The 13559-nt window shown below is 41.2% G+C and carries 11 protein-coding genes and 1 CRISPR repeat array (1 of these 12 only partly in view); of the genes, 7 read left to right on the forward strand and 4 right to left on the reverse strand.

What is annotated here, in order from left to right; genetic code table 11:
* Positions 1 to 969: direct repeats of the CRISPR family, unit length 37 nt; unit sequence GTTTTAATCAACCCAAATCCCTATTAGGGATTGAAAC (it extends 1662 nt beyond the left edge of the window).
* A 186-nt stretch (positions 970 to 1155) separates the two neighbouring features.
* Together coaE and AC5JMF_RS03805 are read left to right on the forward strand one after the other, a co-directional pair.
* Positions 1156 to 1755 carry a dephospho-CoA kinase gene (gene coaE / locus AC5JMF_RS03800; protein ID WP_495794390.1) on the forward strand — a complete coding sequence of 200 codons (600 nt, stop codon included), beginning with the start codon at positions 1156 to 1158 and terminating at the stop codon, positions 1753 to 1755.
* Positions 1756 to 1950: 195 nt separating this feature from the next.
* Positions 1951 to 2340 carry a hypothetical protein gene (locus tag AC5JMF_RS03805; protein WP_495794425.1) on the forward strand — a complete coding sequence of 130 codons (390 nt, stop codon included), beginning with the start codon at positions 1951 to 1953 and terminating at the stop codon, positions 2338 to 2340.
* A 174-nt stretch (positions 2341 to 2514) separates the two neighbouring features.
* Here AC5JMF_RS03805 and AC5JMF_RS03810 read toward each other — a convergent pair whose 3' ends face one another.
* Complete coding sequence (locus AC5JMF_RS03810; protein ID WP_495794391.1) at positions 2515 to 3039, reverse strand: YraN family protein; 525 nt, start codon at positions 3037 to 3039, stop codon at positions 2515 to 2517.
* 14 nt (positions 3040 to 3053) lie between these two features.
* Here AC5JMF_RS03810 and AC5JMF_RS03815 point away from each other — a divergent pair, with 14 nt between their 5' ends.
* Positions 3054 to 3563: a pentapeptide repeat-containing protein gene (locus tag AC5JMF_RS03815; protein ID WP_495794392.1), complete on the forward strand. Its 510-nt coding sequence runs from the start codon at positions 3054 to 3056 to the stop codon at positions 3561 to 3563.
* A gap of 253 nt (positions 3564 to 3816) precedes the next feature.
* On the opposite strand, the gene AC5JMF_RS03820 is transcribed toward AC5JMF_RS03815, so the two are convergent.
* Together AC5JMF_RS03820 and AC5JMF_RS03825 are read right to left on the reverse strand one after the other, a co-directional pair.
* Complete coding sequence (locus tag AC5JMF_RS03820; RefSeq protein WP_495794393.1) at positions 3817 to 6285, reverse strand: dynamin family protein; 2469 nt, start codon at positions 6283 to 6285, stop codon at positions 3817 to 3819.
* Positions 6286 to 6742: 457 nt separating this feature from the next.
* On the reverse strand, positions 6743 to 7765 hold the full coding sequence (locus AC5JMF_RS03825) for a glutathione S-transferase family protein (RefSeq protein ID WP_495794394.1): 1023 nt from the start codon (positions 7763 to 7765) through the stop codon (positions 6743 to 6745).
* 390 nt (positions 7766 to 8155) lie between these two features.
* Here AC5JMF_RS03825 and kdpA point away from each other — a divergent pair, with 390 nt between their 5' ends.
* The 4 genes from kdpA to kdpC all read left to right on the forward strand — a co-directional run bounded on the left by kdpA (position 8156) and on the right by kdpC (position 13286).
* Positions 8156 to 9898, forward strand: a complete 1743-nt coding sequence (kdpA, locus tag AC5JMF_RS03830) for a potassium-transporting ATPase subunit KdpA (protein ID WP_495794395.1) — start codon at positions 8156 to 8158, stop codon at positions 9896 to 9898.
* 125 nt (positions 9899 to 10023) lie between these two features.
* Positions 10024 to 12153: a potassium-transporting ATPase subunit KdpB gene (gene kdpB, locus AC5JMF_RS03835; protein ID WP_495794396.1), complete on the forward strand. Its 2130-nt coding sequence runs from the start codon at positions 10024 to 10026 to the stop codon at positions 12151 to 12153.
* A gap of 249 nt (positions 12154 to 12402) precedes the next feature.
* A complete protein-coding gene (locus AC5JMF_RS03840; protein ID WP_495794397.1) occupies positions 12403 to 12648 on the forward strand; it encodes a potassium-transporting ATPase subunit F in 246 nt (81 codons plus the stop codon).
* The gene (kdpC, locus tag AC5JMF_RS03845) at positions 12648 to 13286 is read left to right on the forward strand and encodes a K(+)-transporting ATPase subunit C (RefSeq protein ID WP_495794398.1); all 639 of its coding nucleotides are present in this window, start codon (positions 12648 to 12650) and stop codon (positions 13284 to 13286) included. Before AC5JMF_RS03840 ends, kdpC begins: the two co-directional genes overlap by 1 nt.
* A gap of 57 nt (positions 13287 to 13343) precedes the next feature.
* Here kdpC and AC5JMF_RS03850 read toward each other — a convergent pair whose 3' ends face one another.
* Positions 13344 to 13556, reverse strand: coding sequence for a type II toxin-antitoxin system antitoxin (locus AC5JMF_RS03850; protein ID WP_495794399.1), 213 nt, complete (start codon positions 13554 to 13556; stop codon positions 13344 to 13346).
* Positions 13557 to 13559 lie beyond the last annotated feature (3 nt).

The raw sequence follows: 13559 nt of genomic DNA on the forward strand, positions 1-13559 counted from the left end.
TTTTAATCAACCCAAATCCCTATTAGGGATTGAAACAGAAATCAAAAATAATAAAGCGAAAGCTGACCTTATGTTTTAATCAACCCAAATCCCTATTAGGGATTGAAACTCGGGTACGTCACGGATTCAAAGAAAGCGCCTCGGTTTTAATCAACCCAAATCCCTATTAGGGATTGAAACTTAGCTCGGGCTGTACATATAATATGTACTCTAGTTTTAATCAACCCAAATCCCTATTAGGGATTGAAACATTTATACCGACTACAACGATTAGCCCATTTAAGTTTTAATCAACCCAAATCCCTATTAGGGATTGAAACTTGTAACGCGGCGGCATAAACCCAGTGTAATTTACGTTTTAATCAACCCAAATCCCTATTAGGGATTGAAACCTATAAATCCACTTTTTAAGAGTAAGCGATTTGCAAACGTTTTAATCAACCCAAATCCCTATTAGGGATTGAAACCATCTAGAGAACATATATCTTTGATTGGTAAATCCAGTTTTAATCAACCCAAATCCCTATTAGGGATTGAAACATTCTGTCCCTAGGAGAGATATATCTAAATGGAAGGTTTTAATCAACCCAAATCCCTATTAGGGATTGAAACATTTAGTAGATAGCGATCGCTATATTAGAGATAGTTTTAATCAACCCAAATCCCTATTAGGGATTGAAACTCGCGGCGGTGGGTGGGATTTTGTAAATAAATTTGTTTTAATCAACCCAAATCCCTATTAGGGATTGAAACAAATTCGCAATTTGGGCATTGTTCTTTTACCATTGTTTTAATCAACCCAAATCCCTATTAGGGATTGAAACTCGGTACTACATAACTCCAGAAAACGACGAAAAGCGTTTTAATCAACCCAAATCCCTATTAGGGATTGAAACATTTTAATTACTATGCTGTTGTCACGCACAGCAAAAGTTTTAATCAACCAAAATCCCTATTAAGGATTAGACCTCTTGCAAAAGTCTTAATTTTTGCGCTTTTATTTGCGTCTTTGTGCCTTTGCGCGAAACAAAAAAATATTTATGCAAGAGACTCCATGAACTGCGTTTACAAAGAACTATAAAAATATTTCTTCCCTACTCCCCACTCCCTACTCCCCACTCCCTATTTTTTGTTTTTAATTCACATCAGGCATAAATGACAAATAAACGCATAATCGGCTTAACTGGAGGTATTGCCACAGGTAAAAGTACCGTAGCCAATTATTTGGCTAGTGCTTACAATCTACCAACTTTTGATGCAGATATTTATGCTAGAGAAGCAGTGGCTGTAGGTTCTCCCATTCTTGATGCGATCGCCCAACGTTACGGAGAACAAATATTATTAGTAGATAGAAGCTTAAATCGTCAAAAACTGGGCGAAATTATCTTTAACAATCAAGATGAACGCATTTGGATAGATGAATTGATTCATCCTTACGTAAACGAGCGCTTTCTTGAAGTAATTGCCCAATCCTCAGCAAAAACACTTGTGTTAGTAGTGCCTCTATTATTTGAAGCTAGAATGACCAATTTAGTTACAGAAATCTGGGTAGTGCGTTGTTCGGGTGAGCAACAACTACAACGATTAATCGAACGAAATCATTTGAATAGAGAACAAGCGCAAGTCCGTATCAATAGCCAACTATCTTTAGACGAAAAAGCCGCTCGTGCAAACGTGATTTTAGATAACTCTTTTACACTAGAAGCACTACTGAAGCAGGTAGATGTAGCCTTAAAAAAAGCTAGTAGTAACTAAGCTACCGTGCATTATTGAGCCTTTCCTATTCGGTATCAGGGTAAACTACTGATAACTGATAACGTATTACTGAAACATAAATATGAAAAATGGGTAAACCTCCCCATCTAAAAACGGGGGCTTTTACCCTACCGGAAATAACCATTTATTTAGGAATATAGAGATGTAGGGTTGGCTTTGATCCCAAGCACCAACATGGAATATTTGTATTACCTGGCAAACGCTAGTTTAACTCTGAGGGTGGTTCAATGCTTGCACGCTAGACCCCAGATGCCTGTTTCGTTCATCACCGTGATTCATCAGATTGATGGCTGGGTGATTAGGATCAAACTCAAAGGTCAAGTCTCATCCCAAGAAGATGGCGATTTTCGAGCTTTTCTCAATGAATTAGGAATTAGCTATGAGCCACCGATGAGGGTGCAAATGGCACTTTGGAGTTTGGAAGCAGGACAGTGCCCTGTGGATGTGATGCGTCGTTATCAAGTGGCGATCGTCTCCCATGGTAGCCCAGAGCGAGAAGAAATCGAAGCTTTCCGGCAACAATTTGTCCGGGGGTTGGGTTATTGTCCAGAAACATTGGCATAAGCGAATGTACACTGAGTTGGCATTACTCATTACCAGAGAAGTCAAGCGTTAAAAGCCAAAATAAACAATGCTTTTAATTCTTGACTTCTAAATAATGCTAGTTAGCTGACCATTTAGTTATAAAAATATTACAAATTCTTGACTATTGGTTATTTTTGGTAACGAGATATTCTGTTACTGACCGTCATCAATTATAGAATCGAAAGCTGCGGGAATATATTCTTGCAGCTTTAATTTATATCCAGCTACTGAGGATGTAGCTAGGGTTTCTTGAGTAGCTATAACCCCAGGCGAGTTGGTTGAGAGTCGCTGACAGTGGACAACAGCAACGTCAAATCGGCAGGAATATTCTGATTTTTCCGGATGCTGAGCCAAGAATATTCTAGCAGTGCGCCAAATTTTTGCTTGCTTTTTTGGGGCGATCGCATCTTTTCCCCATGCATCCCAATTACCAGAACTACGGGTTTTAACTTCAACAAATGCTACTATGGAGTGCTGAGTAGTAATTACTGAGTGAAGCGATGAGGGGGAATTTTCTTTCGCCTCCCCATTATGCTGGGCAATAATATCAATTTCTCCCCAGCGGCAACTAAAGCGACGATGTAAAATTGTCCAACCTGTAGATTGTAACCATTGGGCAACTAGATCTTCACCTAGTTGCCCAATATCAGGATAATGAGATGGAGGAGGGTTAGCCATTAACTACAAATACTATGAAATTTAGCTTAAGTAATCAGATTTGGACGAGTATACTCAGTTTATTGCTTTTGGTAGTAGTTGGCACTACAGCATCTGTGGGTTTTACTGAAACTGCTTTAGCCCTTGAGTACAATAAAGAAATTTTAATAGAGGCTGATTTTTCAGGGCGTGATTTATCAGACTCCAGCTTTACCAAAGCTAATCTGCGTCAGAGTAACTTCAGCCATACTAACTTACGCGGTGTCAGCTTCTTCGCTGCAAATTTAGAGTCAGCAAATTTAGAAGGGGCTGATCTCACAAATGCTACTTTAGACTCAGCTCGCCTAATCAAAGCAAATTTAACAAATGCAGTTTTGGAGGGTGCATTTGCTGCCAGCACCAAATTTGACGGTGCAATTATTGAAGGAGCAGATTTTACCGATGTGCTACTGCGTCCAGATGAACAGAAAAAATTATGCCAGGTTGCTCAAGGTGTTAATCCAACAACAGGACGCGATACCCGTGACACATTATTTTGTCCATAGTTAGAGGACGTCTAGTAGCGTGTGTTATGCCTTATAAGCTAATCTGCCTTTAACTTGCATAATCCTTTGCCTCAGAAAGACGCGGAGAGAAGTTGCGTGCGGGGGTTCCCCCCGTTGAGCAAACTTCGGAGGACGCGCTTAAGGGGAGACGCGGGGATGCAATTTGAATGATTATTAGCTTAGCAACGCACCGTCTAAGATCTTCGGTGCGTTAGGACTTGCGTCCATAACGCACCCTACTGCAACGACACAACTAAACCTCTGCTAATCCATCCGAGAGCATGAATCCATTAGTAGAATAAATGCTCTCAACAACTACTGTATCAGTAACGCTAGGAATAAAATCTGTATCGCTAATTATGGGTAACAAATGATCGTATAATTGCATTGCTTGTAAACAATTATTGATATTAGCGATCGCTAAATTATAGGTGTCAATCTTTTGCTCAACAACATCTAATAACCTTCGATTATTAGTAATCTTTTCTTGTGCTTCTTGTTCTAGTGTTTTCTCTAAGTAAGCACGCGCCTGGGGATATTGCTGTAAAATCGCATCCGCTTGTTGTGTTGCCATTGTCAGTAATTGAGTTTTGAGTGTTTGATTGATAGTTTGGCGGAAGGATTTACGGATAGTTTGAGAAACTTTTGGCTCAAAATCTAACTTCAATAATTGCCTAATTGCTGGTTCTGCTTCTACCATACTTTCAGCATCATAACCCTGGGAAGTTTGTAGTAAAGTCTGACGAAATTGATAGATGGAAAAAGTACCTTCATCATAGAATCTGGGACTTTCTCGCACAAAGCGATCGCATTCTACACTGGCTGCATTTGTTAACACCTGAGAAACTTGTTTTGCTAAAGTATTTATCTCTTGCTCAATCCCCCCATCATTACCCAATAAGCGATATAATTGTCGATAATATTCTGATTTGTGAATTTTGGCGATTAACTGTTGAAATAAATTGACAATTAACTGCTCGGTAGACTCAATTAAAATATCTTCTAACTGATTGGCTAAATAATAAAATGCTTCTACTAAAATCGCAATTAACGGTGCTGTAGCATTGCGAGGATGATTGAGAGTTGCACGTCGATAAGCATCAGCAACAGAGAAAGTATCTAGCAACTCATAAAGACGGCGAATCATGCGTGATTGCAATTGCTGAAAATCTGCTTCAAAACCATCACAGGAATTATTGACTACTTGGTTAACTTCTTCTGTGATGTGCTGGCTGAAGTCTTTACCAATTTGCAGGAGTTGCTGATTGAGGCGTTGCAGTTCCTGCGCTTTCATCGTCTCAATTTCTTGGGGCTGACTATCTAAATCTCTTTGGATTTCCTGATAATATTTTTTCAGAGGAATACAAATATCTTCTAAATCATCAGCAAAATTGATAAAAAGTTGTGGACGTTTTTCTGTAGTTAGATAGTGAGTAATAGCTGTGCGAAATTCTTCTATCCCGCTATCTCGAATTAGCTGATTAATTAATGGCATTCCTTGTTCAGACAAAATTCGTGTGTAGTTTTCATTAGGAGTCTCGAAGCCATTGAGAGAAATCCGAAAATTACTTTGCGAAAGCTTGCCAGAACTAACACAGTAGTTGTTAAATGCATAGACAAATTGTGGCGTTTCTTCTTTACCATCTAAACCTTTGACACTTTCAGTAAAGACAGAATCTAAACCAAATCGATCGCGCTCACTTGTCTGTTTAATTTGACTGCCGTAAAATCCTAACAATCCACTAGTTTTATAAACTCTGCTGGGGTTGCGAAACTGTCTACTAATTAAATCATCCAATCGTTGCCGCAGCTGAGTGTTGTACCAAGTCTCATCAATCCGGTTGAAGATGTAGAAAACGCGATCGCGTATTCCTCCATTGTCCCGCATCTTTTCTAAAAGTTCTGTTTCTTCTTTAGTCATGTCACCCGCTGAAGCAGGTTTCAGCACACACACCACAGCTGATGTATCAGCATGTTGAATTTTAGCGTAGGTTAGCTGTGCATCCTTTTGTTCTGGTGCATCTATACCTGGCGTGTCAATAATTACATTGCCATCTTGCAAGAGAGGATGGTTGCAGTAATATTCAATTCGCTTCAAGACAGCGCTATTACTACCACGACGCGCATATCCAGCAGCTTCTTTGAGATTGGAAAAGTTAAATTGTTCCATAGAATATGTAGCATTATTAACCGTATGAATGCGATCGCGGTTTGTTACATATCCATCTAGCAACAATGTTAACGCCTTTGCTTGTTTTGCACGTTCCGATTTACTCTCGCCGCCTTCCTGCTCAATAATAGCCTTACAACCTTGATGTAGTAAGTCAATTACATCATCTTGATTAATATTAACTACCGTTTTAAATCCCAATTCTTGACACAGAGAAACTGCTTGCTCTCTAATCTCTGCTTCGCTTAAAAATGTTAAAACAACACGTTCTTTATCTACTTCTGCATACTCAATCTTGCATTCTGTACCTGTAGCGTGTCCTTCTGCACTGTAAAGTAACTCTCTTTCCAACAGTGCATTAATTAGCATTGATTTACCGGCACTAAACGCACCTGCAAATACAATTTCAAATTTTGGGGAAATTGCTTTACTAAGAGAAGTTTGTACAAATGTAATATCTTGAGAACGTAGTGTTGGCTCTTGTTGTAAAAGTTGTAAAATAGACTCGACTTGCTGTTTTAAATTTTGGCACTGAGGTAGCAGATTAGACATTTTTAACACTCAAAAAATCATGTATAATTTTAAGATGTGTTGTATTTTTAATGGCTCAGTAATCTTGCTGAAACCTACAATTATCTGGCTTGAAAATAGGGAGTGGGAGAAGAGGTATTTTTATAGCAAGCAGTGATGCGGTACTTTTTCGTATAAAAATAAAAAGAATAACCTCCAACGATGATCACTGGAGGTTATTAGCAAAGACATTGGAATAGTGGACTATTTTAAAAAAAATATATCCCTTTGTCAAATATGTTTTCTCTATCAAAAGGCGCGTCATAGGTAAATTTTGTTAGTCACCAAGAATACAAATTTCAATCCCACATTTTTAAACAAACGTGAGTTAAGCTAATCGTCATTCAAATTACATCTGCGTGTCTCCGTGTCCCCGCGTCTTTCTAGCGGTTTGAACTATGCAAATTAAAAGCGCAACAGCTTACCTACTCCCCACTCTTTATTTCTTATTCTCACGGCCATGTGGTTCATAAAGGTATGTCATATCAGGGCCATTGGGAATAATACCACCAGGGTTGAGCGGGAACAAGTTGCCGTAGTAATCTTGCTTGACACTCTCGACATCGCATGTGTCTGCAACACCTGGAAGTTGATATAGTTCACGCAGATAGGCCCCTAGATTAGCATAGTCGCGAATTCGTCGGCGGTTGCATTTGAACAACCCATAATAAGCGCTATCAAAGCGAAATAAGGTTGTAAATAGGCGAATATCCGCCAATGTGAGATTATCGCCACACAGATATCGACTAGTTTGTAATGCTGTCTCAATCTCATCAAGAGTTGTGAACAGCTCATTACAAGCTTGATTGTATGCTTCTTGGGTTTGGGCAAAACCGCAACGATAGACGCCGTTATTCACTGCATGGTAAATTTTGTCATTCCACCAGTCAATCTTTTCTTTGAGTTCTGATGGGTAAAGATCTAACTTAGGATTGTTGGCAAACTCGTTAAATTGTGAGCTCAGCATCACGATGATCTCTGCACTCTCGTTATTAACGATTGCTTGCGTCTGATTGTCCCATAACACTGGGACTGTTGAGCGTCCACTATAGCCTGGTTTTGCTAGCTGATATAGTTCAGCGAGTGTACTGCAACCTGCTTCTGTTTCATCGAACACCCAACCGCCGATAGTCACAGAAGGAGACACAATACATACCGAAATTGCAGCTTCCAAACCTTTAAGCGATCGCACTACCAGAGTTCTGTGTGCCCAAGGACAGCTCAACCCAACATAAAGTTTATAACGTCCTGCTGCGGGTGGATAAGGATTTCCTGCCTCTATACCGATAGACTTACGGAACTGGCTATTAGGACGAATATACTCTCCTGACTGATTGCGGGGAGCAAGGTTTGACATCATCATGTGCCATATTGTCGTCCAGACAAACTTACCTAACCAAATAATCAGCTTGGGTGGTAGTGACTTGCCTTTTTTCTTTTGGATATTTCTATCATCATCCATTGGATAGAATCTAAACCTTTACTTCATTTCTAACTTTATCGTCATTTTTACCCAACTACACTAGCTTACTATATTTGTAGATATAACTTAAAAATAAACGCTCTCAACACTTCAACTTATATCAATATATATCAGAGTTTAAAAATTCACTTATACGTTGCTTCCTGAATTCAAAAGTTTTATGGTTATTCTAGAAACATTAAACCAATTTACTACAAATAATATTTATCAAAACATGAATGAAAAAAGCCTTCAGCAGACCTTTTGTAAAAACCTCAAACTTTAACTCTTTTTTTGTGTATTAGCGAAGTGGGGTCTAGCCCGATAAAAAAATTATGCAACAAGCCCAACATTTATCTCAAACTCAAAAAACAGGAATTTATTTAACTCATGCTACAAGGATGGATACAAATTACCTTAACCCTACTAATAGTAATAGCAATCACTCCCTTTTTTGGGCGATACATAGCGCGTGTTTTCCTATATCAAAGTACTTTTATCGACATAATTTCAAATCCAGTTGAACGAGTACTTTACTCCTTAATTGGTGTTCAACCCCAAAAAAATATGACAGGTTGGCAGTATGCGCGGGCAATCCTTTATAGCAACATTGCTATGGGGTTGCTAATGTTCTTGATTATTATGAATCAGGGATGGTTACCGCTAAACCCAACTAAAATAAATGCCCCAACTTGGGACACAGTACTGCACACAACTATTTCCTTTATTACTAATACCAACCAGCAGCATTATTCTGGTGAAACCTACATGAGCTATGGCAGCCAAATGTTAGCACTAGGCTACCATATGTTCACCTCCGCTGCGACAGGAATCGCAGTGGCGATCGCCTTTATTCGTGGTTTAACAGGAAGGCCATTAGGTAACTTTTATGTAGATTTGATTCGTGCAATTACTCGAATTTTGCTACCCATTAGTATTGTGGGTGGAATAGTCTTGATTGCCCTTGGTGTACCAGAAACCCTAGCAGGGGCAGTAGTGATACGTACCCTAGAAGATCCTGCCATAAGTCAGGCGATCGCCCGTGGCCCTGTTGCCCATTTAGAAATTATCAAGGAACTAGGCGAGAACGGCGGTGGCTTTTTCGCCATCAACTCAGCCCATCCATTGGAAAATCCCAGTGGCTTGACAAATTTGATTCAGCTTGTGGCCATCCTGTCAATACCCACCTCCCTGATTTACACCTATGGCATATTTGCCAACAACCTTAAGCAAGCTTGGTTAGTGTATTGCATTCCATTGGCTATTTTGGTGGTCTTGATTGTCATCACAGCGATCGGTGAATATAACGGTAATCCTGCCGTGAATGCCCTCTTAGGTAGCCAACAACCAAATTTGGAAGGTAAAGAAGTCCGGTTTGGTTGGGCACAATCTGCATTGTACGCCGTGATTACAACTGCAACCATGTGTGGGGCCGTCAATAGCCTGCATGATTCATTCATGCCGAATGGCGGCTTTAGTATGCTTTGTGATATGTTTTTGCAGATTGTTTTTGGTGGACAAGGTACAGGAACCGCGTATCTATATGCGTACTTGATATTAGCCGTATTTGTCACAGGTTTAATGGTAGGACGCACACCAGAATTTCTCGGACGCAAAATTGAGAAGCGTGAGGTTGTGCTGGCGAGTTTCTTAATATTGCTAGTTCACCCGATCGCCATTTTGATTCCAGCGGCAATTACCCTAGCATTCCCCGATCAATTGGCAGGAATTAGCAATCCTGGTTTTCATGGCTTTGCACAAGTAATTTACGAATATGCCTCAGCTGCGGCTAATAACGGTTCTGGGTTTGAAGGCTTAGGCGATTCCCAACCATCGCCAATTGCGATCGCCACTGGCGCACAAACAACAGTAACCGCCCTTTGGTGGAACCTCAGCACCTGCTTTAGTTTATTAGCAGGGCGCTACATCCCAATTATCAGCCTATTGTTGCTAGCAGATAGCATGTCTCGCAAACAACTAGTTCCCCTCACCGCAGGTACCCTTAGAACCGACACCGGACTATTTACCAGCGTCACCGCCGCCGTGATTTTAATTCTAGGCGCACTGACATTTTTTCCAGTTTTAGCACTAGGCCCCATTAGCGAAGCCTTTTTTATAATTCGTAATTCGTAATGACGCGACGCTCCTGCGTCGCTAACGCTTCGCTATCGAGGACTCGCTAACGCTGCGAAGCGCGTAATTCGTAATTGGTTGATTATTTCTTTGTCCCATTCCCCATTCCCAATTCCCCATTCCCTATGCCCACCCACTCCCCCCGCATTCCCTCTGGAACTCGCGACTCACGCAAGCATACCCCTAAAGCAGACATGCGGGGACTCTACAAAAGAGCAATTCGTGAGTCATTTGTCAAGCTAAATCCGCGGATTGCGGTGAAAAACCCAGTCATGTTTATTGTCTGGGTAGGAACAATTGTGACTTTCCTTGTTACCCTTGACCCGAATTTGTTCGGCACAGTTCAAGCGAATGTCAACCAACAACGCTTGTTAAACGGCTTAATTACCCTGATTCTGTTTTTCACAGTTCTTTTTGCCAACTTTGCCGAAGCTGTAGCCGAAGGACGCGGTAAAGCCCAAGCAGATTCCCTGAGAGCAACACGTTCTGATACGATCGCTCGTAAAATCTCTCCCGATGGTGTCATTGAGAAAGTCAATTCTACAGAACTACGGCGAGGCGATTTAGTTAAAGTAATTGCCAATGATATGATTCCTGCCGATGGGGAAGTACTTCAAGGTATTAGTTCAGTGGATGAGTCTGCCATTACCGGAGAATCTGCCCCTGTACTCAAGCAACCAGGTACAGATATTGCCAGTTCGGTGACAGGAGGTACACGCCTACTCTCAGACGAGTTGACGATTCGCATTACCGCCGATCCCGGTCAAGGCTTTATTGACCGCATGATTTCCTTAGTAGAAGGGGCTGAACGCGCTAAGACTCCCAACGAGATTGCTTTAACAGTGCTATTAGCAGTATTGACACAGGTTTTCTTGATTGTGGTATCAACAATGCCATCTTTCGTTAACTACATCGCCAGCTTTATCAGTACTGTGTTTGGAACAGAGGCAGGCAATAATTTACGTGCAGGTGCTAGTGTTGCAATCCTAATTTCGCTATTAGTAGCTTTGATTCCTACAACTATCGGTGGATTGCTAAGTGCGATCGGTATTGCTGGTATGGACAGGGTTGCCCAGTTTAACGTCATCGCTACCTCTGGTCGAGCTGTAGAAGCCTGCGGTGATATTAACACACTAGTATTAGATAAAACTGGCACTATTACTTTGGGAAACCGGATGGCTGATGAATTTATCCCCATCAATAACTATTCAGTAGAAGACATAGCGCGAATTGCTGACGCTGCTAGTGTGTTTGATGAAACACCCGAAGGCAAATCGATTGTGAAATTAGCACAAACTTATCAGTTAGTTGCAGATTTCGACATCAATCAAGCAGAGGGTGTAGAGTTTTCTGCCAAAACCCGGATGAGTGGTACTAACCTCCCTGATGGTAAACAAGTTCGTAAAGGTGCAGTCGATGCCATCAAAGGGTTTGTCCGTTCCCGTGGCGGTAACATTCCCGATGGCGTAGACGCAGCTTATGAGCGAGTTTCTCGCTTAGGAGGTACACCATTAGCAGTTTGTCAAGATGACCAAATCTATGGTGTTATCTACCTCAAAGATATTGTCAAACCTGGTTTGCGGGAACGATTCGACCAACTCAGGCGGATGGGTGTTCGCACCGTCATGTTAACAGGCGACAACCGAATTACAGCTAGTGTAATTGCTCAAGAGGCTGGAGTTGATGATTTCATTGCAGAAGCGACTCCCGAAGACAAAATTGAGGTAATTCGCATCGAGCAATCTGAGGGTAAACTAGTGGCCATGACCGGGGATGGCACTAACGATGCACCTGCATTAGCTCAAGCAAACGTAGGTTTAGCCATGAACTCTGGGACACAGGCCGCCAAAGAAGCTGCCAACATGGTCGATTTAGACTCCGACCCCACCAAACTGATTGACTTAGTAACCATTGGCAAACAGCTATTAATTACTCGTGGAGCCTTAACAACATTCTCCATTGCCAATGATATCGCTAAATATTTTGCCATCATTCCCACAATCTTTGCAGCAGTTGGAATTGGCGCACTAAATATTATGAGTCTCAAGAGTGCCCAATCTGCGATCGTCTCGGCGCTAATTTACAATGCTTTAATTATTCCAACACTAATACCGATCGCCCTCAAAGGAGTAAAATTTTTACCCTTAACCGCAGATCAATTACTACGTCGCAATATTTTAATTTATGGCATAGGCGGGATTATTGCACCTTTTATTGCCATCAAACTTATAGATGTTGTTCTGCCTTTGTCTTAGTCTGAACTTCCCCTGGTGCAAATATCTAAATAGCCATTAAACCCTTGCTACGCTATAAACCTAGCCCTTGATGCACATAGCTCTTTTTACTTGGGGGGAAGTTCAGCTTAGTTTTACTCTTCTCCCAAACTCAAGATTTTCTGCGCGACGGACACTTTGCTCAACGGGGGGAACCCCCGCACGCAAGTGTCCTCCTCTGCGTGATCAAAATTCATCCATTCAGCAACGCCAAAATAAAACTATAAACTCATGAAACCCTTCAATATCCAACGCTATATTTCAACAGAAATTTGGGATCAACGGCGTAAACAAAAATTGCCCCTGTATCTATTTCTAGCGATGTGTTTTAACTTAGTGGTTGCACCCTTAGTTTATGCAGCTACTAGTGCATCCCTTTCCCGCACTCAATCTTGGGCTTTGGGGCTATTAGGATTAGTAACACTGGGACTTGCTATTTATTTATTTTTTGTAATGTTTGTACCGGAGAAATTCTAATGAGTTTTGCACACGAAGCTAGTAAAGCTATTCGTTCTACTTTGGTACTTTGGGTGATTACAGCGATTATCTATCCTTTTGTAATGATCGCTTGCGGACAAGTAATCTTTCCCTTCCAAGCTAATGGTAGTCTGCTCAAAAATCCTGGAGGTAAAGTTGTAGGTTCTGCTTTGATTGGTCAGCCTTTTAGTAGCGATCGCTATTTTAACAGTCGTCCCAGTACCACTAATTACAGCACGGCTGACCCCAAAAAAGATGAAGCTAAAGTTTTGCAGACTGGGGTTTCTGGTGCTAGCAACCTTGCACCGAGTAATCCAGCATTGCTAGAACGCATCAAAGGTAAAGATGATCCTGACCTGAATAAACGAGTTGTAGGCGACCTCAATCGTTTAAAATCCGCAGGCATACAGCCAACTGCGGATTTAGTTTACACCTCTGGTTCCAGCCTTGATCCTCACATCACCCCGCAAGCCGCAACCGCGCAAATTGGCAGAGTCGCAAAAACGCGAGGAATTGCGCCTAGTCAATTGGAAACTTTAATTGCTCAAAACACCGATGGTCGTTTTCTTGGTATCTTTGGTGAACCTGGGGTTAATGTCTTAAAGCTAAATTTAGCTTTGGATGCGTTAAAGCAATAATGAGTGCTGAGTAAAAAGACAGTCCACGCCCCGATCACTCTTGGGGCTGTCAATGAATTACGATTCATCTTCCAATTCTGTATTATTCTGCTGTTGTCCAGCAGCCTTTTGGTGTTTATTTGCTTTCCATCTGCCACTTTTACGTGCTGCTTCGCTTAAGAGATACTCAATTTGAGCATTGACACTCCTAAGTTCATCTGCTGACCATTTTTCTAGAACTTCGTAAAGCTTGAGGTCTAAACGTAGTAAAAACCGTTTTTTCTGACTCATGTC

It is taken from the genome of Desmonostoc vinosum, assembly GCF_059505385.1.